We start from the raw sequence: 20,730 nt of genomic DNA, 5'->3' as shown, positions 1-20,730 counted from the left end.
GGGAACCTGTCGATATGCGAGGATGCAGCGGCTCGCCAACGTTCCGGAACCCATGCCCCGACCACGCGCCACCCGCATCCTCTGGCTGCTTGCCCTCGTGACCGCCATGGCGGCCACCGCGGCGTCGGGCGGGTGGTGGGCGTGGCGCCGCGCACTGGACGGCATCGCCGGGCAATCGGCCGATCGGCTCAACCTGCATGCCCTGGCGGTGCGGCGCCTGATCGATCGCTTCACCGTCCTGCCCGACGTGCTCGCGCTCGACCCCGAGCTCCGCGCGGCGCTTTCGGGACCCTCGTCGGCGATCGACACGGCGGCGCTGAACAGCAAGCTCGTCAAGGCCAATGGCGCCGTGCATGCCTCGACGCTGACCTTGCTCGACCGCCAGGGCCGCGCGCTGGCGGCGAACAACTGGAATACCCCGGAGAGCAATGTCGGTCTCGACTACCGATTCCGCCCGTATTTCCAGGACGCGATGCGCGATGGCCGGGCCACGTTCTACGCCGTGGGCGTATCCACGAACGTGGCGGGCTATTTCATCGCCCGGGCCGTGGACGACGACAGCGGCAGGCACGTCGGCGTCGTGGTGGTGAAGATCACCCTCGACGACGTGCGCGACGACTGGTCGCGTGGCGACGACATCGTGCTTCTCGCCGACCGGCACGGTGTCGTCTTCCTCGCCAACCGGCCGGGCGACTGGATGTACCGCACGCTGCTTCCGCTCGCACCTCGTGATGCCGCCTCGATCGAGGAGACTCGCCAGTACGGCGGGCGCCCGCTGCCTCCCATCGTGAGGCGAACACTCGGCGACGCGGGCGAGGGCGCGGAGCGCGTACGTGTCGACTCGCCCACGCTGCGTCACGAGGTGATCTGGCGCAGCCTGCCGCTGCCACGGCAGGACTGGACGCTGCATCTGCTGGCCGATGCGCGGCCGGCCGCCGTCGCCGGACGGAACACGGCGCTCATCGTGCTGGTCGGGTGGCTGCCACTGATCCTGTTCGGCCTGTTCCTGCAACAACGCATCCGTCTTGCACGCCTGCGCCAGCGCAGCCGCGAGGAACTCGAACGGATGGTCGCGCACCACGCGGCTGCCTTGCGTTCCGCGCAGGACAGCGTGGTGGCCGCCGCCCACGAGGCGACCCGGGGTGGCCATGGCAATCTCGAACACCTGCCGCAGGGCGTCAGCGTCGTGGACGCCAACCTGCGCCTGGTCGCGTGGAACTCGCGATACCAGCAGATCTTCGGCTTTCCCGGCGAGCTCCTGCAGGTCGGCCGGCCGATCGAGGATGTGTTCCGCTTCAACGCACGCCGCGGCCTGTTGGGTCCCGGCGACGTGGAGGAAGCGATCCAGCGCCGTCTCGACTACCTGCGTGCCGGCAGCCCGCACATGTACGAGCGCGAGCGGCCGGACGGCACCACGATCGAGATACGCGGCAATCCGCTGCCGGACGGCGGCTTCGTCACCAGCTATGCCGACATCACCGCATACAAGGCGGCGGCGCGCGAACTGCGTACCCTCGCCAGCACGCTCGAACGCCGCGTGGACGAGCGCACCCGCGCCCTCAATGAGGCCAAGGCCGACGCCGAACGCGCCAATCGCTCGAAGACCCGTTTCGTCGCCGCCGCCGTGCACGACCTGCTGCAGCCCCTGAACGCTGCGCGGATGTTCGTTGGCGCCCTGGCCGACGGTTCGCTGGCGGCGGAGGAACGGCAGTTGCTGGAGCGGGTGCGCAGCGCGCTCGACACGCAGGACGAGATGCTGGCGAGCCTGCTCGACGTTTCGCGCCTGGAGGGCGGTGCGGTGGAGGCGCGTTTCGTGGCGTTGCCGCTGGGGCCGATGCTCGCCGAACTCGCCCGGCAGTTCGGTGTGCTGGCGGCGGCGCGTGGCCTGGACCTGCGCATGGTGGAAACGCGGGCCGTCGTTCGCAGCGATCCACTGCTGTTGCGCAGGGTGTTGCAGAACTTCCTTTCCAATGCCATCCACTACACCCCACGTGGGCGTGTCCTGCTCGGCGTGCGGCGGCAGGATGGCCAGGTGCGCATCGAGGTATGGGACACCGGCATCGGCATTCCCGAGTCGAAGACGCGGGCGATCTTCGACGAGTTCCTGCGACTGGATAACGGGGTGGACCGCGATCGCCGCAGCGCGGGCCTGGGCCTGTCCATCGTCGAGCGGATCGGCCGCCTGCTTGGCGCCGCCATAGGCGTGCGTTCATGGCCCGGGCAGGGCAGCGTCTTTTCCATCACGGTGCCGCTGGCGGGCGAGGGCGCGCCCGTCGCGGCGGATGCCGTCCGTGGTGAAGACGAATCGCCGTTCGCGGGCAAGCGGATCTTCCTTATCGATGCCGACATCGGCACGCGCCAGGCCACGACCGCGCTGCTGGCTTCGTGGGGTTGCGACGTGGTGTCGGCTGGCAGTGCCGGCGCCGCGCTGCGTTTCGCCGAGACCGACGAGGCACCCGACATCCTATTGCAGGAGGACCCCCTGGACGGCGTCGCTGGTGACGAGTTGCGCGCCGCGCTGATGGCGCGTTGGGAGCACGCGCCGCCGGCCGTTCTGATCGGTGACGCGCCCAGTGCGTCGGACATCGAGCGCGCCAACGCGGCCGGCCTTCGCTATCTCGTGAAACCATTGGCTCCGGCGCGCTTGCGCGCGGTCATGAGCCGGCTGTTGATGGTCTCTGGCTAACCGGGGTGTGACCCGTCGACGCCTTCGTCGAGGTCGAGGGATTTCACCAGCACGGCGGCCTGGGTGCGCGAACGGCATTCCAGCTTGGAGAGCACCGCCGTCACGTGGATCTTCACCGTGTTCTCCGCGAGGCCCAGTTCGGCGGCGATCTGTTTGTTGAGCAGGCCCTCCGCCATCAGCATCAGCACGCGGAACTGCGCGGGAGTGAGCCGTGCGAGGCGCGCGGCGAGGCGCGCGTCGTCGTCGCTGCGTTCGGCACGCGCGGCGGCGAAGGCGGTGCCGCCGTTCATCACCTCGTTCACCGCGTCGCGCAGCACCTCGGCCGGTGCCGATTTCGAGACGAAGCCGGCGGCCCCGAATTGCTGCGCGCGACGCACGTTGCGTGGATGGTCGTTCGACGACACCACCAGCACGGGGATGTCCGGATGCTCGCCGCGTAGCCAGAGCAGCGACGAGAACCCCATCGCGCCGGGCATGGTCAGGTCGAGCAGCACCAGGTCCACCGTTTCACCGCTGGCGAGCACGGCTTCCATCGCGCTGTGGCTGGCGGCTTCCAACGCCCGGCCACCGCGCAGCGGTTCGGCGAGCGCATGTAGCAGGGCGCCGCGAAACATCGGATGGTCGTCGGCGATCAGCAAGGTCAGGGCCATCGCTGCATTCTAGCCGAGGTTACCGCGCGGTTCCTCGCCTTCGCGTTCACATCTCCTGCGCTCCGTCTTTATCGTCCCGCACCGATGGTGGAGGAGATCACGACGAGGAGGACAGGCATGGGACGGGCCCTGGGCGCTTTCAAACGCACGATCATGTCCGCCGTCGACGGATTCAGCGACGACGAACTGATGACCCGCGCGGCGGCCCTTTCGTTTTACGCGGCGCTGTCGTTCGCGCCGCTGTTGCTCCTGCTGGTGTGGATCGTCTCGATCCTGAATCCGGCGTGGCAGGGGGAGTTGTCCGATGCCTTGGCCAGCGTGGTGGGGATGCGTGCCGCCGAGGCCCTGAACAGCGTGATCGCCAGTGCGAAGTCGCATCCACGGCTCGGCGATCTCGCCGGGATCGTCGGCATCGTGGTGACGGTGTTCGGCGCGTCCGCCGTGTTCGCCCAATTGCAGGGCACGCTGGACCGCGTATGGCGCGTGAAGGCGAAGCCGGGCGAGGCGGTGGGGGCCTGGCTTCGCGCCCGGGCCCGGGCGTTCGCCTTGCTGGGCGGAATAACCTTCATGCTGATCGTTTCGTTCATCGTCAGCGCGGTGATCCAGACCCTGATCCGTGGCGACGGCACGACCTGGAAGGTCGTCGAATACGCGGTATCGGTCCTGGTGTTCGCCGCCGCCTTCGGCGCGATGTACAAGGTGCTTCCCGATGCGGTGATCGACTGGAGCGAGGCCTTGATCGGCGCCGTGCTCACCACGGTGCTGTTCCTCGCCGGCAAGTACGCCATCGGACTCTACATCCAGTATGCGGACGTCGGTGGCGCCTACGGTCCCGCGGGTGCCTTCATCGTGCTGCTCACCTGGACCTACTACTCGTCGATCATCGTGCTGATGGGCGCGGAACTCACCCGTGGCGTGGCCGATGCGCGCGGCAAGCCGATCCGTCCCAGCGAGCACGCCGTGGAGATCGAGGCGGCGCCGTCCGAAGTGCCATCGTCGTCGGCGAACAAGCCGGCGGCTCGGCTGTAGTATGGTGATCGCAAGCGGCGAGAACGCCGCCACCGCGGAGCCCTGAGCATGCTTCAGAAGGCCACGCCCGAGCGGCCTGAAGAACCGGCCATGCGCGAGGTGCTCGATGGGCACCGGCGCGGCCTCTCCGCCCTGTTGCCTTTCGCCGGTCCCGCCGTGGTCGTGTCGGTGGCCTATATCGACCCCGGCAACTTCGCCACGAACATCCAGGCCGGCGCCCGCTACGGTTATGCATTGCTCTGGGTGGTGCTGCTGGCCAACCTCGTGGCCATGCTGTTCCAGAGCCTTTCGGCGCGGCTGGGCATCGTCACCGGGCACAGCCTGGCGGAACTGTGCCGCGAGTATCTGCCGAAGCCCCTGGTCTACGTCATGTGGGTGGTGAGCGAACTTGCCGCCATGGCGACCGACCTCGCGGAATTCCTCGGTGGCGCGATCGGCCTCGCGCTGCTGTTCGACCTGCCCCTGCTGGTGGGCATGGGCATCACCGCGATCGTCACCTATGCGCTGTTGCTTCTGGAAGGCCAGGGTTACCGCCGCCTGGAATTGACCATCGGCGCCCTGGTGGGGGTGGTCGGGCTGGCCTATCTGGCCGAGTTGTTCATCGCGCCGATCGGATGGCGCTCCCTCGGTCAGCAGATCTTCGTGCCGAACCTTCCCGATGGCGCGGCGGTGGCGATCGCGGTGGGCATCATCGGCGCGACGGTGATGCCGCACGCGCTATTCCTCCACTCCGGCCTGACCGAGCGGCGTGCGCGCCCGAAGACCACCGACGAACGGCGCCGCATCATCGGCCTGTCGAACCTGGAGGTGATCCTCGCCTTGTCGGTGGCGGGACTGATCAACCTGGCCATGGTGGTGATGGCGGCCGGTGCCTTCCACGGTAGCCATCCGGACGTCGCGAAGATCGAGACGGCGTACCAGACCCTGGTACCGTTGCTCGGCGGCGCGGCGGCGACGATCTTCCTCATCTCGCTGATCGCCTCCGGCTTCTCCAGCTCGGTGGTCGGCACGATGGCGGGGCAGATGATCATGCAGGGTTTCGTCAACTTCCGGATTCCGCTCTGGCTGCGCAGGGCGGTCACGATGTTGCCGAGCTTCGCCGTGGTGATCGCCGGCGTGGACGCCACGCGCGCGCTGGTGTTGAGCCAGGTGGCCCTGAGCATCGCCTTGCCGTTCCCGATGATCGCCCTGGTCTGGTTCACCAGCCGCCGGCACATCATGGGCGTATTCACGAACCGCCCGGCCGTCACCCTCGCCGCGGTCGTGGCCTCGCTCATCGTGCTCAGCCTCAATACCGTGTTGCTGCTCGACGCGTTCGGCCTCGTCTCCCTCTGACCGCAAAGCTGGTAACCTCCCGCGCCTGACCGACCGGAGAATCCCATGAGCCTCATCCAGACCCCCGTTTCCTACGGCGAACTGCTCGACAAGATGACGATCCTCCAGATCAAGCTGCAGGAGATCAAGGACGAGGCGAAGCTGGCCAACGTGCGCAACGAGCTGGAACTGCTCGAAGCCACGTGGAAGAACGACAAGGCGTCCGAAACGGATATCGCCGAAGAGACGGCGCGCCTGCTGGCGGTCAACCAGCGCCTGTGGAAGATCGAGGACGATATCCGCATGAAGGAGCGCGCCCAGGCCTTCGACGACGAATTCATCCGGCTCGCCCGTTCCGTGTACATCGAAAACGACGAGCGCGCGGCGATCAAGCGCGAGATCAACCTGAAGCTCGGCTCCACCCTGGTCGAAGAGAAGTCCTATCAGGATTACCGCGCGCCCCAGGCCTGACTAGCCGACGAGGGGCAGGTGGAGGTGCGCGGCGCAGGCTTCGAAGCGGTCGACCATCTCGTCGACCTGGACGAGGTCCATGACGCCGGCTTTCTCGATCTTCGTGCCCCAGGGGATTTCCGACGCCGGCTTGCCGAGGAACTTCCGCGAGGCGGCGTCGTATTTGTCCACGCACCAGCGGCGGTCCGAGTACGGTCCTGAGCGATGGGGATTGCTGGCGGCATGCAGTCCCAGCACTTTCACGCCGGCCGCGTTGGCCATGTGCATCGGCCCGGAATCGGGCGTGAGGATCATCGCGCTGCGAGCGAGCAGGGCCATGAACCGCTTGAGCGTGTCCTTGCCGGTCAGGTCCAGCGGCGCCTGCCGGACCGCGCCCAGGATCGCGTCCGCCAGCCCGCGTTCGGCATCGGAGGGGCCGCCCACCAGGGCCACGCGCATGCCACGCGCCATGGCGTGGTCGACAAGCGCCGCGTAGCGCTCCACGCGCCAGTTGCGCACCGTGTGGCTCGACATCGGGCTCACCAGCAGGGTCGGCGCCTCGCCCGGCAGCTGTTCCGCGGCCCATTCATGGGCATCGTCCGGCACCGGGATGTCCCAGCGCACCTCGGTCTGTTTCAGGCCCAGCGGCTCGATGAAGCTCGCCATCGCATCCAGCACGTGTTCACCGGTGCGTGCCTCGATCCGCTCGTTCACGAACAGCCCGTGCAGGTCCTTGGAGCGGGCCCGGTCGTAGCCGATCCGCCGGTCGGCCTTCACCGCCAGGCTGAGCAGGTTGGAGCGCAGGGCCACCTGCATGTGAAGCAGGGCGTCGAACCGGCGGCCCGCCAGTGCCTGCCGCACGTCGCGCACGCCTTCACGCCCCTTGCCCTTGTCGAAGGTGACGAATTCCACGCCGGGCAGGTCGCCGACCAGACGCCGTTCGAGCTTGCCGACGATCCAGGTGAGGCGGGTGGCCGGCGCCTGGGCCTGCAGCGTGCGCACCAGGGGGACGACGTGGGTCACGTCGCCGATGGCCGAGGTGCGCAGGATGCAGAGGCTGGAATCTCCCGGCGGGAGTGGACGGCTTGGTAGACTGGACACGGATCGGGTTACCGGATGAGTGGCCGCGGAAGGCGGCCGGGCAAATGACAGAGCAACGAGTGGAGGAGGGTGCGGGCGGCACGATTCTGTTCGACGCGGCCCGTGTACCTCAAGTCGACGACGACTGGTTCTTGCCCCACCGCTGGCGAGAACGCGGTGCGTTGCGCGCGCAGGCCGGTGGCCGGGGCGGCGTGGCGATCATCGATACGCCCGCTGGCGAGGCCGTGCTCCGGCATTATCGCCGGGGTGGCATGGTGGCGCGTCTCCTGGGCGACCGTTACCTTTTCACCGGCGCCCAGCGTACACGCAGCGCACGCGAATTCCGTCTCCTGGCCGAACTCGCACGGCGAGGCCTTCCCGTGCCGCCGCCCCTGGCCTCGCGCTACGTGCGCCACGGCCTGCGTTATTCGGCCGACCTCATCACCCTGCGCATCCCCGATGCCGCCACGCTGGCGGAACGTCTCGCCGACGGCGCCTTCAATGCCGGGTTGGCGGGCCGGGTGGGCGACCTGATCGCCCGGTTCCATCGCGAAGGCGCCTGGCATGCGGACCTCAACGCGCACAACATCCTCGTCAATGGCGACGGGCTTTTCCTGATCGACTTCGACCGCGGCCGCCTGCGCGCGCCTTCCGCCGGATGGCGGAGGGCCAACCTCGCCCGGTTGAAACGTTCGCTGGTGAAGCTGGGTGCGCGCGATGCCGCCGGCGATACCTTCGACGCCGAATGGTGGCCGGCCCTGATCGAACAGTACGAGCGGAGCCTGCGCGCATGACCTGGGATCTGCGTTTCCTCGGCACGGGCGCGGCGCATGCCGTCGAGCTGGGATCGTCGGCGGTGGTGCTCGAACGCGACCGCCAGCCGTTGCTGCTGGTGGATTGCGGCCCCGACACGCTTGATCGTTACGTGGACACCTATGGCGCGCCACCACCGGCCCTGTATGTCACCCATGTGCACATGGACCACGTGGCGGGCATGGAGCGACTGTTTTTCCGCCTGTGGTTCGACGAGGCGCTGCGCGGGCGCACCAAGGTCTTCCTGCACGCCGCCCTGCTGCCCTGGTTGCAGGGCAGGGTGGCCGACTATCCCGGCGCGCTGGCCGAAGGCGGCGTGAATTACTGGGAAGCGTTTCGCCTCGTGCCCTGCACGCGCGGGTTCTGGCACGAGGGCCTGTGGTTCGATGTGTTTCCCACACGCCACCACGTACAGGGCACCTCGTATGGCCTGGCGTTGCGTGGCAGCTTCGTCTTCACCGGCGATACGCGCCCGGTGCCCGAGGCGCTGGCGATCCACGCGGCGAACGGCGAACTGGTCGCCCACGATTGCGGCGTGATCGGCAATCCCTCGCACACCGGTGTGGACGACCTGGAACGGGAGTATCCGGCCGAGGTTCGCGAGCGCATGGCGTTGTATCACTACGGTGGCGTCGAGGACGGCGAGACGCTGGTTTCGCGCGGATACCGGATCGCCCGGCCTGGTGAGTCGCTTGCGTTGCCCGAACCGCACCCGGCCCGTCCGACGGCGGGTTAGGTCTCGCTCCGGCCGATCGCCGCTTGCCCCGCCGGGGCGCTAACGTTATCCTTCCGCTTCTTTGCCGGACAGGAAGCCGGGGAAGAGGTTGTACCAGTGCGGAGAGGTGTCCGAGTGGTTTAAGGAGCACGCCTGGAAAGTGTGTATACGTTAATAGCGTATCGCGGGTTCGAATCCCGCCCTCTCCGCCAGTTTCAAGATCGAGTTATCCCACACGTTGTAGCTCCGGTAAGCGAAGCCGCAGCGTGGGGGCGGGATTTGAACCCGCGCGGGTTCGACGAATTTGTCTGGAACAAATTCGGACGGCGCGTAGCGCCGGCCCCGTAGCGAAGCGAAGGGGTGAGGCCCAGGATGGGCCGAACAATCCCGCCCCTGCGCGAAGGATCGCGAGAAATGGTTTTAGAAAAAGCACTATCTTTATGGTGGCCCTGTCGGTCCCCCCGCGACGATAGTCCGTAAACTCCGCCAGGTCCGGAAGGAAGCAACGGTAGCGGACGATTCGGGTGCCGGGGTGTGGCTGGCAGGGTCATCGCCTTTTCGGGGGCAAGCTTTCGCGACCCTCCGGTCCTTGGCACAATCCACTGTCGTCCCAAGGTACTACGCATGTCCTATCAGGTCCTCGCACGCAAGTGGCGCCCGCGCAAGTTCGCCGAACTCGTGGGTCAGGAGCACGTGGTCCGCGCGCTGACCAACGCGCTCGACTCCGGGCGCATGCACCATGCCTACCTCTTCACCGGTACCCGCGGCGTGGGCAAGACCACGATCGCGCGCATCTTCGCCAAGTCGCTCAACTGCGAGCGTGGTGAATCGGCCGATCCCTGTGGCGAATGCGCCGTCTGCACGGCGGTGGACGCCGGCCGCTTCGTCGACCTGCTCGAAATCGACGCGGCCAGCAACACCGGCGTGGACGACGTACGCGAGGTGATCGAGAACGCGCAGTACGCGCCCTCGCGTGGACGCTTCAAGGTGTACCTGGTCGACGAGGTGCACATGCTTTCCAAGCCGGCCTTCAACGCCCTGCTGAAGACGCTGGAAGAGCCCCCGCCGCACGTGAAATTCCTGCTCGCCACCACCGATCCGCAGAAGCTGCCGGTGACGGTGTTGTCGCGCTGCCTCAAGTTCAACCTCAAGCGCCTGTTGCCGGAACAGATCTCCGGACAGATGCGGCACATCCTGGGCGCGGAAGGCATCGAATACGAAGACGAAGCCATCGGCGAACTCGCGCATGGCGCGGACGGTTCGCTTCGCGACGGCCTTTCGCTGCTCGACCAGGCGATCGCCTACGGTGGTGGCGCGCTGCGCGCGGCCGACGTTCGCGCCATGCTCGGCAGTGTCGAGCGTGGCCAGGTGCTGGGCGTGCTCGAGGCGCTCGCCGCCGGGGACGGCGCGGCGCTGATGGCCGAATCGGATCGCATCGCCTCGTTCTCGCCCGATTTCGCCGGCGTGCTCGACGACCTGGCCACCGTGCTGCACCGGGTGCAGCTGCTCCAGCTGGTGCCGGGCTACCGTGGCGAGGAAAGCGATACCGGGCTGGCCTCGCTCGCCGAACGCATGGCGCCGGAAGACGTCCAGCTCTACTACCAGATCGTCACCAATGGCCGTCGCGAACTGCCTATGGCTCCAGATGCCCGTATCGGCTTCGAGATGGTGTTGCTGCGCATGTACGCGTTCCGTCCGGCCGAACCCGGGCAGGGTGCCGCAACGACGCGTGCGCCCGCCGCGCCGTCGCCCGCCGCTCAACCGCCGGCGGCACCGCCGCGTGCGGCGGCGTCCGCTCCGGCATCTCGTCCGCCGGACGCACCCGTGTCTCGTCCGCAAGCCGCGCCCGCCGCGGCTCCGGCACCCGCACCGGTTCCCGCTGCCGCGCCGCCCGCGCCGCAGCGCCCGGTCACCGTCGACGCCAACGGTCTCCCGGACTGGCACGAGGTCGTCGAACGCGCCAACCTGCGTGGACCGATCGGCCAGCTGGCGCAGAACTGCTCGTTGCGTGGCGTGGATGGCGAGAGCATGGTGCTGGCACTGATGCCCTCGCACATGCATCTGGCGGTGGAACCGCTCACCAGCCAGATGGAAGAAAAGGTCTCGCAGGCACTCGGCCGCCGCGTTCGCTTCCGCTTCGTGGCCGACCACGGCAACCTCGGCACGCCCGCCGAGCGCCGTGCGCAGGCACTCAGCGAGGCACAGGCCAACGCGGAGGCCTCGATGGAGACCGACCCGCTCGTACAGACGCTCAAGCGCGAATTCGACGCGCGTGTCATCCCGCAATCGATCAAACCCGTGGAGCCAGGAACGTGAAAGGTCAAATCGGTCAACTGATGCAGCAAGCCCAGCGCATGCAGGACGAAATGAAGCGCGCGCAGGACGAACTCGCCAAGACGGAAATCACCGGCAGCGCCGGTGGCGGCCTGGTCACGGTGACGATGACCGGCGGTCACGAGGTGCGCTCCGTGCACATCGATCGCCAGGCCTTCGCCGACGATCCGGAAATGGCCGAGGACCTGGTCGCCGCGGCGGTCAACGACGCGGTGAACAAGATCGCCGAACTCAGCCGCAACCGCCTCGGCGGTGTCACCGCCGGGCTCAACCTGCCGCCCGGCTTCAAGATGCCGTTCTGACGGATCGCCGCCGAGATCATGAGTAACGGTTCCCGCCTGCTTGGCGAGTTGATCGACGCCCTGCGTTGCCTGCCGGGCGTCGGTGCGAAAAGCGCACAGCGCATGGCTTTCCACCTGCTCGAACGCGAGCGGCAGGGCGGGCTTCGCCTGGCCTCGGCACTGGAATCGGCGATGCGCGACGTCGGCAACTGCACGCGCTGCCGCAATTTCAGCGAGACGCCGGTGTGTTCGCTATGCGCGAGTCCCAGCCGCGACAAGCAGGTGCTCTGCGTGGTGGAATCGCCTTCCGATCTCGCCGCGATCGAACAGGCCACGGGTTATCGCGGCCATTACTTCGTGCTGCTCGGCAGGTTGTCGCCGCTGGACGGCCTCGGCCCGGACGAACTGGGCTTGCCCCTGCTGGCCGAGCGCCTTGGCGAGGGCGAGGTCGACGAGATGATCATCGCCACGAACCCCACCGTCGAAGGCGAGGCCACCGCGCACTACATCGGCCAGTTGGCGAAGGCCGCGGGTATCCGCGCCACGCGGCTGGCGCATGGGGTGCCCCTGGGCGGCGAACTGGAGTTCGTCGACCGTGGCACGCTGGCCCACGCATTCGGCAGCCGTCAATCGCTGGGCTGATCCATAAGGAAAACGACGCATGTCCGACACCATCTTCGCCAAGATCGTCCGCCGCGAAATTCCCGCCGATATCCTCTACGAGGACGACAATGTGCTCGGGTTCCGCGACGTCAATCCGCAGGCGCCCGTGCACGTGCTGTTCATCCCCAAGCGCGCGATCGCCACGCTCGACGACGCCACGCCGGCCGATGCCGAACTGCTCGGCAAGCTGTTGCTGGCGACGGCTTCCTACGCGCGTGCGCAGGGCCTGGCGGAAAAGGGCTATCGCACCGTGATCAATACCAACACGCACGGCGGGCAAACCGTGTTCCACATCCATGTGCACCTGCTCGCGGGCCGGCAGATGACCTGGCCCCCGGGCTGAGCGAACGGAAGTCTCCGGGAGCCGACCCTGTCGGCGACGGGCGCTTGCCCTGACTTGGGTGGGAGCCGACCTTGTCGGCGATCCCGCGGCAGCGGGCCAGGGTGAGGCAAGCACGGTGGGAGCCGACCTTGTCGGCGAATCCCGCGGCAGCGGGCCAGTTAGTCGCAAGCACCCATCGCCGACAGGGTCGGCTCCCACCAAGGTCGGTCCCACCATCAACGAAAAAGCCGGCTTTCGCCGGCTTTCTCGTTTCGACCGTCAGCGCGCGCGGGGCGGCGGCGGATGCGGGACCGGGCGCGGCACGATGATCGTGCGCGGGCGGTACCAGAACGGGTCGCCCCACGGACCATAACCGTAGGGGCCCCAACCCGGACCCCAGCCCGGGCCCCAGAACGGGTCGTAGAAGCCTGGCGGGTAACGCGTCACCGGGATGCGCTTGGGCCACAGGTAGACGACATCGGCCTCGACGCGCGGGTAGGCGTAGTCGAAGTCGCCGACCTTTTGCGTGACGGCGCCGTGCAGGGTGCCGGTGACGGTGATCTCGCGCCCGCGGGTGAAGACCTCCGGATCGTAGAAGCCGTCGCGGCAGGCCACGAAGCGGCCCTGGCTGTCGGTCTTGCTGGCGGTCGGGCGGGCCTCGCTGTCCAGCGGCTCGGACAGGACGAAGAAGCAGGTCTGCTGCGGGCCCGGCTCGGTCTTGATGATCTCGCCGCCCCAGCGCACCTTGGCGCCCGGCGCGCCGCCTTGCTGGGCGCCGGCCGTGGATACGTCGTTGAACTGGCCCTGCAACGGCTGCGGCACCGTGGCGCATGCGCCAAGGGCCAGCGTCGCGGCGGCGATGACCAGCGGTTTGTACATGGACATGTCACATCTCCTGGAGGCACCGGGCACGGCCGATACCATGCCTGTTATTTGACCACGCGGCGCGCCTTTAATTCCTTCACCGCACGACCGAATTCGCTCACCGATTCAGGCGGCGGTTCGTCATACCCGTAGCGCGACCGCAAGTAAAGCTCGCTCAACCTTTCCAATGCATTTCTTTGCGCGGGCAACGCGCGTGCGGCGCGCGCGAAGAAATGCCTTGGTCCTTCACCTGCCCGTCGCGTTACGCCGGCCTTCGCAAGCTTTCGCTGCAACCGTCGCATCCACGCATCCAGTGCGTCGCCTTCACGGCGCTGGAACAACGCCCAGCCCAGCGCGGCCGCCACCAGCAAGGCACAGCCGATCGCAAAGACCAGTGCGAGATCGGTGACCTCGGCATGGGCGATGCCGAACGGTTGCAGCAGTCCCTGCTGGCGTAACGCGTCGAAACCGATAACGCCGCGGTTCCACCATTGGTTGACGACATCCCAGCGGTCGCGCAGGTTGCGCAACCAGGGCATGTCGAACAATCCCTCTTCGCCGCCATGGCCCGCCGCGGCCGCGGCCGCACCCAACTGCACGCGCTCGGGCCTGACCGAGGCGGTGGGATCGAAACGCACCCAGCCACGGCCTTCCAGCCAGACCTCCGACCAGGCATGCGCATCCGACCGGCGTACCAGCAGGTAACTGCCCGTGGTGTTCCAGTAGCCACCCTGGTAACCCGTGACCACGCGGGCGGGAATACCTGCCGCACGCATGAGGAAGGTGAAGGTCGAGGCGAAGTGTTCGCAGTAGCCTTCGCGCGTCTGGAACAGGAAGTCGTCGATCCGGTCCCTGCCCAGCGGGGCGGGCGCGAGCGTGTACGAGAAGTCGGCATGGAACATCGCCAGCGCGGCTCGCGCGATGGCCGCATGGTCGGCGCCATGGCGCTGCGCCCAGGATGCCGCCAGTTCGCGTGCCTTCGGGCCGGCACCCATCGGCAGTTGCAGGTTGTCCCGGCGGACGCCTTCGTCCAGGACAGGCTCGAACCGATAGCTGGTGGCGGCGAGCGCGGAGAAGGTCAACACCTCGTCGATGCGCCGGTTGGCCAACACGGTGTGGTCCGGCCGCAGGACGGTGTCGGGCGGCGCCATCGTCGCCAGGTCGAGCATCGGCACGACGCGGTCGTGGGTCGGTTCCAGCGACGCCTGGTAGGCGATGCGCTTGCCGTATTCGGCGTCCGACGGTGGGCGCCGCGAACTGCGCGAGCCCGGACTCCATCCCTGGCCGTCGAACTGTTGCATCGTGTATGCGCGGAAATAACGGGCGGCATTCGGTGGCGGCGGACCATCGAAGCTGACACGTAGGGCCGGCGTGTCGTCCGTCATCAAGTCGAGCATGTCGCCGGGTGACAGGCGGTTCGACAAGCCCGTCACCGCCTGGCTGTTCTGCGGCGTGCCCCACAGCGGCGTGCTGAGGCGCGGCACGAAAAGGAAGGCGAACAACGACAGCGGCACGGCGGCAAGCAATGCGAGCAGCACAGGCATGAACTCGCGCGACCACGGCGTCGCTTGCGGCTCCACTTCCTCCAGCGAGCGCAACGTGGCCAGTGCCGGTACCAGTCCCAGGCTCACGAAGAGGCTGGCGACCAGGCCCTGGTCGAAGAGCAGGGCGCTCATCAAGGCGAAGCATGCGAACGCGATGCCGACGCGTGCGTCGCGCCGGTGTTCGCTCTCCAGAAGCTTGAGCACCAGCAGGCCGACGGCGAACGCGCTACCCGGTTCGCGCCCGAACAAGGTGCCGTTCTGCAGGATCACCACGGCCAGGAGCAGCCCGATGAGCGGCAGCTTGATCCAGAAGGGCGCGTTGCGGCCACCACGGCGGCGCTGCTGCCAGCGGGCGACCAGCACGACCCCCAGGGCGGTGGTCAGCCACCATGGCAGATGCATGGCGTGGACCAGCAGCACGAAGCCCATGGTGAGGCAGAGCAGGTCGAACGATCGTGCGTGGAGCACGGGGTCGCCGGTCGGCCGGCGGCTCAGCGAGGGACGGATGCCGGTCATGGCCGCAGCGCCAGGGCGGTCATGCAACGGTGGTAGTGCTCGTCGCCCTGGGCGACGTCGAAATACCCGTCCGGCAGTTTCAGGCTCCAGCGCCTGCCGGTTTCCTTCGCTTCGTCGATCCAGCGGGCGAGGCGCGCGATCCGCGATTCGTCGTCGAGGCCATGCATGCCATCCCAATCCAGCCGCCAGTCTTCCTGGGGGGCGGGTTGTTCGAGATCCTTCACCAGCAGGCCGTGGTGACGCGCGCTCAACTTCCAGGCGATCTGCCGCCGCGGATCGCCCGGGCGGTATTCGCGCAGGGCGGCCAGCTCGTCGCCCGGGCGTGGGCGTCCGCGGTCGGCATCGCCACGCGGTTCGAACGGCTTGGGACCGAGCGCCTCCGGACGCGGATAGACGAGCACGGCGCGATCGGGATTGAGCCAGCTCCACACGCGGAACATGCCCAGCGGCCAGCGGCTATGCACGCGCATCCGTGGCAGTGCGAGCCATCCGCGGAATTCCGTGGGCAGGTCGAATTCCACGGTCGTGGCGGCGCCGGCGGGTACGACGAAAACGTGCTCCCGCCCCTGGATATCGAGACGCACCGCCATGCGTTCGCGCTGGCTGGCGCCGATGTCGAGCGACACCCGGACGGGTTCGCCGGCGCGGGCGGTCCCTGCGCGAAGGCCGCCGATGGTCAGGCCGTTGAGCACGCGAAAGGCCACGAGCATGCTGCCGGCGGTGGCGGCGCCGAGCAGGCAGGTGAGCATCAGCGCCGCGTTGTTGGCGTAGTTGATCGAACCCACCAGCATCACGCCGAGCAGCACCGAGAAGCCCACGCCGAAACCGGTCGGCACGATGTAGATGCGCCGGCGGTGCAACTGGATGGGCAAGGATTCGCGTTGGCGCAACCGGGTCAGCGAAGGCAGGCGGCGTTCCGCCCAGGCGACCAGCCGCTGGGCGCGTGAGGGCATCAGGGCACCGCGGTCTCGGCCAGGATGGATCGCGCGATGGCTTCGCGGTGGCTGCCACGGCCGGGGACGAGGCGGTGCGCGGCGGCCGGTACGAAGACGGTCTGCAGGTCTTCTGGAATCACGTAGTCGCGTCCGCTCAACAGGGCCCACGACCGCGACGCGGCGAGCAGGGCCAGGCCGGCGCGGGGTGAAAGACCGACGCGCACCTCGTTGTGCTTCCGGCTGGCGGCAAGCAAGGCTTGCAGGTAATCGAGCAGCGCGGGGCTCACCTTCACCGACTGCGCCGCGGCGTGCAGCTGGCCGATCGCCGTGACGTCGAGGCGCGGCGTGAGCGAAGCCATCATGTCGCGGCGATCCTCGCCGGTGAGCAGGGCGCGTTCCGCGGCGGGGTCGGGGTAATCGAGGCTGAGCCGCAGCATGAAACGGTCCAGCTGCGAATCGGGCAGGGGAAAGGTGCCGGCCAGGTCGAGCGGGTTCTGCGTGGCCACGACGAAGAAGGGGCGCGGCAGTTCGCGGGTGACACCGTCGACGGTGACCTGGCCCTCGGCCATCGCTTCGAGCAGCGCGCTCTGCGACTTCGGTGTCGCCCGGTTGATCTCGTCGGCGAGCAGCAGGCTGGTGAAGATGGAGCCGGGATGAAAACGGAATTCGCCGGTCTCGCGCTCGTACACGCTGACCCCGATAATGTCCGATGGCAGGAGGTCACTGGTGAACTGGATGCGTTGGAAGTCGAGATCGAACGTGGCGGCCAGCGCATGCGCGAGCGTCGTCTTGCCTACCCCGGGCACGTCCTCCAGCAGCAGGTGCCCGCCCGCGATGAGGCAGGTGAAGGCCAGCTTCACCTGGCGAGGCTTGCCCAGCAGCACCCCGTTGACCTGGGCCAGGGCGGCATCCAGGCGATGCCGGAGCATTTCATCGTGGAGTGGATTCGTCGCGGACATGATCGATGCGTCTGCCCCCCGTCCTGGCCATGTCGATGAGTGAGCGTTCGAGTGTAGCGGTGCCGGCGCGATCCTGGCGAGCGATGTTCCTCGTCCTGCTGGTGGTGTCCCTCATGGCCAGGGTGGTCATAGCGTGCACGTTGTCGCCCTTCGGTGACGAGGCGTTCTATTGGCAGGAGAGCCTCGCGCCGGCGTGGGGCTACAGCGACCTTCCGCCACTGACCGCATGGCTGATCGCCCTTTCCGAAGGCGTGCTTGGTCATGGCCTTTTCGCCATGCGCCTGCCGTTCCTGCTTATCGGCGCCTGCGTGCCGTGGCAGGTGGCGGCCATCGCGAGTCGCTACGGTGGCGACGTGGAGCGCTGGCAGGCGGCCACCTTCGCCATCGCGTTGCCATTGGTGGGAAGCCTTGGCGTGTTGGCGCTGCCGGACGTGCCCCTCACCTTCGCCATCGTGCTGGCGACACGGGGCCTGCTCGCCGCGCTGGAAACCGACCGGCTTCGCGACTGGGCATGGCTTGGGCTGGGGCTCGCCATCGCATGGGCCACGCATTACCGGGCCGCGATGGCGATGCTTGCCGGGGTGATCTTCCTGCTCGCCATGCCGCGTGGCCGCGCGCAATGGTCACGGCCCGGCCTGTGGCTGGCATCGGCGATCGCCTCCATCGGCCTGTTGCCGATCGTCTTCTACAACCTGGGGTCGCAAGGCGCGGGGATCGCGTTCCAGGTCGTCGAACGGAACCCATGGCGCTTCCACGCCGATGCCCTGGTGCAGCCGCTCGAGCAGGCGATCACCTGCACTCCCGTGGCATGGGTGGTGATGCTGTGGGCATTGTGGCGATCGTGGCGGCGACGCGATGAGGCACCTTTCGACGCGGTGGCGACCATCGCCGGCACCTTCGTCGTGGCGTACTTCGTGCTCGGGCTCTTCGCGGACGACATACGCTTCCGCGTGCACTGGCCGCTGCCGGGATATGTGTTGATCTGCGCCGTCCTGCCCGGCCTGCTTCGCGATGCCTCCACGGCCTGGCGGCGGACAGCGTTCGCGGGATTCGCGCTCGCCGGTCTCGGCCTTGCGGCTGGCCTGGGTTATCTGGGACTGGCTGCTTCGAAGGACGGCGCGGCGCGTCTCGCCGGCGTCAAGGCGTTCCCCTCGAATTTCACCGGCTGGAGCGAAAGCGCGCAGGCGGTGCGCAAGCAGCTCGCCCTTCGGCCGGGGCTGATCGTCGTGGCCGACAACTTCATGCTCGCGGCGGAGCTGCGCTTCGCGTTGGGTGGTGCGCGCGAGGTGTATTCGCTGGACAGCCCCTTGAACGTCAAGCATGGGCGCGCACCACAACTCGCGGCCTGGCGGCTCGACGAATCGGCGCTCGCGGCGCATGCCGGACAGCCGCTCCTGCTCGTGGTCGACGAGACGGCGTTGCGGGAACGCGAGAAGAGGGACTGGCTGGGCTCGGTCTGTTCGCGGGTGGAGGTCATGTCGCCCCTGGAACGGGTGGACCGCTTCGATGGACGCCGGCGTTTCGCGTTGTACGCGGCCACCGCGCGTGCGATGCGCGGTTCGTCGACCGATCCCGACGCCTGCGTGGTGTGGACCTCGGCCTATCGGGCGTCGCTGGCGCCGTAGTGTTCGCGAAAACCTACGGAAGGACGACCCCGGCGGCACGCAGCAACCGCGAGGTGGCGATCAACGGCAAGCCGACCAGCGCCGTCGGGTCTTCATTGTCGATCCGTTCGAACAAGGCGATGCCCAGGCCCTCGCACTTGAAGCTTCCTGCGCAATCGAGGGGCCGTTCGCGTTCGACATAACGGGCGATGTCTTCCGTGCTCAGTTCGCGGAAACGCACCCGCGTCTCGTCGACATGCGTCGTCGCGTCCCCTCGCAGGTCGATCACGCAGACCGCCGTGTGGAAGACCACGTCACGACCCGAACTGGCCGCCAGCTGCTTGTGCGCCGCATGCACCGTGACCGGTTTGTCCAGCACGGTGCCGTCGAGGTCGGCGACCTGGTCCGAGCCGATCACCACCGCGCCCGGGCGTATCTCCGCCACCGCGCGCGCCTTGGCTTCCGCCAGGCGGGCCGCCCGGGCGCCGGGACGCTCGTCCTGGAGGGCGGCTTCATCGGTGCCCGGCGAGGCTTGCTCGAAGTGCTCGAGCAGCCGCCGCAACAGGCTGGCGCGGTAGGGCGAGGTGGAGGCGAGGACGATGGTGGCTTGCGGTGACACGATCAGAACTCCTTGTGGATATGTTCGCGCACGGCGGTATCGAGCGCCGTCTGCGCATCGTCGAGGGCGCGCAACCGCGGCTCAAGCTGATGCCGGGCCCGGACCAGGGCGTCCACCGCCTCGTCCAGTTCACGCTGGCTGGCATCGGGTGCCCGGTCGCGGATCCACAGGCGTTGCTGGAGCAGGGCGCGGAGCCCCGAGTCGACCGCTTGCTGGGCTTCGACCTCGCCGGTGGCGGGCAGGTCGGGACTGACCGACATGACGGCGTGGGCCCGTTGCAGGCGGTCGCGACAGTCCTTGAGATCGGACTCCAGGCGGTCGGCATTGTCCATGAGATCTTGCAGGGCGCCATGCCGGCGGCGCGAACGCTGGTGCCGTACCGTCCATGCGCACAAGCCCACGGCGACGACGATCACCCCGGCAAGTGCATAATAGGCAAAGGAAAACACGCGACCTCTTCCCCCTGGTGGGCGTGCTGCGGCAAACTGGCCGGAAGGAAGCGAGTCTGCCCGAAAGTCCCGACGCTGCGCAAAAGCGCGCCGTTCCTGGATGCCGGAGGCCTAACCGGTTGACTTCAAGGGTGTTGATGCCTACCATTTCACGATTATGTCCGTGACTTTGCCATCGTCCGTGGACGCTTGGCGCGAGGTTCGTGCGCGGCGTTCGTTCCAGGGTCAGCTCCCCGTGTCCGCATTCAAGCGTCTCGGAGAGGTGGTCGCGTCTCCCGAAGGGGACGTAACCTACACGCTGGATTTCGGTCGCGACGAATTCGGTACCGCCTACGTGGCCGTGCTTGCGAAAGCCCAGTTGACGCTGATCTGCCAGCGCTCACTGGAGCCTTTCCAGTTGCCGGTGGAGGTCGATACCCGTCTCGGACTGATCGTCGAGGAAAGTGAAGAGGCTTCGCTGCCCCCGGGCTACGAGGCGCTGCTGGTCGAACAGGACGGCAAGCTCGACCTGGTCGCGACGATCGAAGATGAACTGCTGTTGGCGCTGCCCCTGGTCCCGGTGAATCCGGATCACGAGTTGCCCGACGACGTAACCGGACCCGGCGAGGACGAAACACCCTCGCAGGAAACATCTGAAAACCCGTTCGCGGCACTCCGCGGACTCATAAAGTAATTTCGCTGGAGATTTGTCATGGCCGTTGCCAAAAGCCGCAAGACCCCGTCCACCCGCGGCATGCGTCGTTCGCACGATGCGCTGAAGACCGTGCAGCTGTCGACCGATCCGACGAGCGGCGAAGTCCACCTGCGTCACCACGTGACCAAGGATGGCTTCTACCGCGGCAAGAAGGTCATCGACACCCGCGGCGCGGTTGAAGTCGAGGACTGATCTCCCTACCTTGGGGA

Annotated in this window: 21 protein-coding genes, 1 tRNA gene and 1 other RNA gene; 15 read left to right on the top strand and 8 right to left on the bottom strand. The window is 67.7% G+C overall.

What is annotated here, in order from left to right; genetic code table 11:
- The first annotated feature begins 52 nt into the window (after nt 1-52).
- Complete coding sequence (locus ACR9Y6_RS07265) at nt 53-2,686, top strand: hybrid sensor histidine kinase/response regulator (RefSeq protein ID WP_481280693.1); 2,634 nt, start codon at nt 53-55, stop codon at nt 2,684-2,686.
- Here ACR9Y6_RS07265 and ACR9Y6_RS07260 read toward each other — a convergent pair.
- The gene (locus ACR9Y6_RS07260; RefSeq protein ID WP_481280692.1) at nt 2,683-3,336 is read right to left on the bottom strand and encodes a response regulator; all 654 of its coding nucleotides are present in this window, start codon (nt 3,334-3,336) and stop codon (nt 2,683-2,685) included. The genes ACR9Y6_RS07265 and ACR9Y6_RS07260 overlap by 4 nt on opposite strands.
- A gap of 117 nt (nt 3,337-3,453) precedes the next feature.
- On the opposite strand from ACR9Y6_RS07260, the gene ACR9Y6_RS07255 reads away from it, so the two are divergent.
- From ACR9Y6_RS07255 to ACR9Y6_RS07245, 3 genes are read left to right on the top strand one after another with little or no spacing between them, the layout of a single operon-like run.
- Entirely contained in the window at nt 3,454-4,365 is a 912-nt protein-coding gene (locus tag ACR9Y6_RS07255; protein WP_481280691.1) for a YihY/virulence factor BrkB family protein, read from the top strand.
- Nucleotides 4,366-4,413: 48 nt separating this feature from the next.
- A complete protein-coding gene (locus ACR9Y6_RS07250; protein WP_481280690.1) occupies nt 4,414-5,700 on the top strand; it encodes an Nramp family divalent metal transporter in 1,287 nt (428 codons plus the stop codon).
- A gap of 45 nt (nt 5,701-5,745) precedes the next feature.
- Nucleotides 5,746-6,150, top strand: coding sequence for a DUF6165 family protein (locus ACR9Y6_RS07245; protein WP_481280689.1), 405 nt, complete (start codon nt 5,746-5,748; stop codon nt 6,148-6,150).
- Here ACR9Y6_RS07245 and ACR9Y6_RS07240 read toward each other — a convergent pair whose 3' ends face one another.
- Nucleotides 6,151-7,230: a glycosyltransferase family 9 protein gene (locus ACR9Y6_RS07240; RefSeq protein ID WP_481280688.1), complete on the bottom strand. Its 1,080-nt coding sequence runs from the start codon at nt 7,228-7,230 to the stop codon at nt 6,151-6,153. It abuts the gene before it with no gap.
- A gap of 44 nt (nt 7,231-7,274) precedes the next feature.
- Between ACR9Y6_RS07240 and ACR9Y6_RS07235 the strand changes: the two genes are divergently transcribed.
- The 8 genes from ACR9Y6_RS07235 to ACR9Y6_RS07200 all read left to right on the top strand — a co-directional run bounded on the left by ACR9Y6_RS07235 (nt 7,275) and on the right by ACR9Y6_RS07200 (nt 12,358).
- Complete coding sequence (locus tag ACR9Y6_RS07235) at nt 7,275-8,003, top strand: 3-deoxy-D-manno-octulosonic acid kinase (RefSeq protein WP_481280687.1); 729 nt, start codon at nt 7,275-7,277, stop codon at nt 8,001-8,003.
- The gene (locus ACR9Y6_RS07230) at nt 8,000-8,758 is read left to right on the top strand and encodes an MBL fold metallo-hydrolase (RefSeq protein ID WP_481280686.1); all 759 of its coding nucleotides are present in this window, start codon (nt 8,000-8,002) and stop codon (nt 8,756-8,758) included. The genes ACR9Y6_RS07235 and ACR9Y6_RS07230 overlap by 4 nt, the downstream gene beginning before the upstream one ends.
- A 100-nt stretch (nt 8,759-8,858) precedes the next feature.
- Nucleotides 8,859-8,949 (top strand) — tRNA-Ser (locus tag ACR9Y6_RS07225).
- A gap of 238 nt (nt 8,950-9,187) precedes the next feature.
- An RNA gene (gene ffs / locus ACR9Y6_RS07220) (signal recognition particle sRNA small type) lies at nt 9,188-9,284 on the top strand.
- 77 nt (nt 9,285-9,361) lie between these two features.
- Entirely contained in the window at nt 9,362-11,053 is a 1,692-nt protein-coding gene (dnaX, locus tag ACR9Y6_RS07215; protein WP_481280685.1) for a DNA polymerase III subunit gamma/tau, read from the top strand.
- The gene (locus tag ACR9Y6_RS07210; RefSeq protein ID WP_306847417.1) at nt 11,050-11,373 is read left to right on the top strand and encodes a YbaB/EbfC family nucleoid-associated protein; all 324 of its coding nucleotides are present in this window, start codon (nt 11,050-11,052) and stop codon (nt 11,371-11,373) included. The genes dnaX and ACR9Y6_RS07210 overlap by 4 nt, the downstream gene beginning before the upstream one ends.
- A gap of 18 nt (nt 11,374-11,391) precedes the next feature.
- Nucleotides 11,392-11,994, top strand: a complete 603-nt coding sequence (gene recR / locus ACR9Y6_RS07205) for a recombination mediator RecR (RefSeq protein ID WP_481280684.1) — start codon at nt 11,392-11,394, stop codon at nt 11,992-11,994.
- 19 nt (nt 11,995-12,013) lie between these two features.
- Nucleotides 12,014-12,358, top strand: a complete 345-nt coding sequence (locus ACR9Y6_RS07200) for a histidine triad nucleotide-binding protein (protein ID WP_481280683.1) — start codon at nt 12,014-12,016, stop codon at nt 12,356-12,358.
- Between the two features lie 258 nt (nt 12,359-12,616).
- On the opposite strand, the gene ACR9Y6_RS07195 is transcribed toward ACR9Y6_RS07200, so the two are convergent.
- From ACR9Y6_RS07195 to ACR9Y6_RS07180, 4 genes are read right to left on the bottom strand one after another with little or no spacing between them, the layout of a single operon-like run.
- Entirely contained in the window at nt 12,617-13,222 is a 606-nt protein-coding gene (locus ACR9Y6_RS07195) for a Slp family lipoprotein (protein ID WP_481280682.1), read from the bottom strand.
- A 44-nt stretch (nt 13,223-13,266) separates the two neighbouring features.
- Nucleotides 13,267-15,261 (bottom strand): transglutaminase TgpA family protein, encoded by a 1,995-nt coding sequence (locus ACR9Y6_RS07190; protein ID WP_481280681.1) that lies wholly within the window; start codon nt 15,259-15,261, stop codon nt 13,267-13,269.
- Nucleotides 15,258-16,214, bottom strand: coding sequence for a DUF58 domain-containing protein (locus ACR9Y6_RS07185; protein ID WP_481280680.1), 957 nt, complete (start codon nt 16,212-16,214; stop codon nt 15,258-15,260). The genes ACR9Y6_RS07190 and ACR9Y6_RS07185 overlap by 4 nt, the downstream gene beginning before the upstream one ends.
- Nucleotides 16,214-17,155 carry an AAA family ATPase gene (locus tag ACR9Y6_RS07180; protein ID WP_371023007.1) on the bottom strand — a complete coding sequence of 314 codons (942 nt, stop codon included), beginning with the start codon at nt 17,153-17,155 and terminating at the stop codon, nt 16,214-16,216. Before ACR9Y6_RS07180 ends, ACR9Y6_RS07185 begins: the two co-directional genes overlap by 1 nt.
- A gap of 5 nt (nt 17,156-17,160) precedes the next feature.
- Between ACR9Y6_RS07180 and ACR9Y6_RS07175 the strand changes: the two genes are divergently transcribed.
- A complete protein-coding gene (locus tag ACR9Y6_RS07175) occupies nt 17,161-18,780 on the top strand; it encodes an ArnT family glycosyltransferase (RefSeq protein ID WP_481280679.1) in 1,620 nt (539 codons plus the stop codon).
- 13 nt (nt 18,781-18,793) lie between these two features.
- Here ACR9Y6_RS07175 and ACR9Y6_RS07170 read toward each other — a convergent pair whose 3' ends face one another.
- Nucleotides 18,794-19,378, bottom strand: coding sequence for a Maf family protein (locus tag ACR9Y6_RS07170; RefSeq protein ID WP_481280678.1), 585 nt, complete (start codon nt 19,376-19,378; stop codon nt 18,794-18,796).
- A 2-nt stretch (nt 19,379-19,380) separates the two neighbouring features.
- Nucleotides 19,381-19,827 (bottom strand): hypothetical protein, encoded by a 447-nt coding sequence (locus ACR9Y6_RS07165; protein ID WP_371023004.1) that lies wholly within the window; start codon nt 19,825-19,827, stop codon nt 19,381-19,383.
- 235 nt (nt 19,828-20,062) lie between these two features.
- Between ACR9Y6_RS07165 and ACR9Y6_RS07160 the strand changes: the two genes are divergently transcribed.
- Entirely contained in the window at nt 20,063-20,500 is a 438-nt protein-coding gene (locus ACR9Y6_RS07160) for a YceD family protein (RefSeq protein ID WP_481280677.1), read from the top strand.
- An 18-nt stretch (nt 20,501-20,518) separates the two neighbouring features.
- Entirely contained in the window at nt 20,519-20,713 is a 195-nt protein-coding gene (gene rpmF / locus ACR9Y6_RS07155; protein ID WP_072321355.1) for a 50S ribosomal protein L32, read from the top strand.
- The last annotated feature ends 17 nt before the right edge of the window (nt 20,714-20,730 follow it).

The sequence above is a fragment of the Luteibacter sp. TLI7-4A genome, assembly GCF_056754745.1.
Note: the sequence above shows the minus strand (reverse complement) of the source record. Positions and strands in the feature narration are given on the sequence as shown.